Source organism: Nocardioides cremeus, from assembly GCF_030518195.1.
Classification (GTDB): Bacteria; Actinomycetota; Actinomycetes; order Propionibacteriales; family Nocardioidaceae; genus Nocardioides; species Nocardioides cremeus.
This window is the reverse complement of sequence record NZ_JAULSC010000080.1, coordinates 1-465: the sequence shown is the minus strand read 5'-3', so window position 1 is coordinate 465 and position 465 is coordinate 1. Positions and strand designations below refer to the sequence as shown.

Annotated in this window: 1 pseudogene; it reads left to right on the top strand. The window is 75.9% G+C overall.

From position 1 onward, the window contains the following. Positions 1-145 precede the first annotated feature (145 nt). A pseudogene (locus QWJ41_RS22435) lies at positions 146-465 on the top strand (DUF294 nucleotidyltransferase-like domain-containing protein); the annotation flags it as partial.

Below are 465 nucleotides of genomic sequence, written 5' to 3'. Positions count from 1 at the left end.
CCCGTCATCGTGCCTGTGACGCGCCCGTGAGAGCAGCGACGGCCCGGTCCACCCCTGCGGTGGGCCGGGCCGTCGTCACGTCCGGCATGATCGGGGGCCACCACCAGCCCCGCTCCCACCCACACCCCGACCCCAGGAGACCGATGTGACGGCCACCGAGCGGGAGCAGCGCACGAGCGAGGCCGACGCGCTGTGCGCGGCGGCGTACGAGAAGGCGGGCGGCGCCGACGTCGGCTCGGCGCTGGTGGCGGTGGGCGGCTACGGCCGCCGCGAGCTGGCCCCGCACTCCGACCTCGACGTCGTGCTGGTGCTCGACGAGGGAGTCGAGTCCGGCGTGGGGGCCGCGCGGCTGTGGTACCCGCTCTGGGACTCCGGCACCACGATCGACCACTCGGTGCGCGAGCTGCCCCAGATGCTCGCCGCCGCCGAGGCCGACCTCCGGGTCGCGCTGGGCCTGCTCGACGT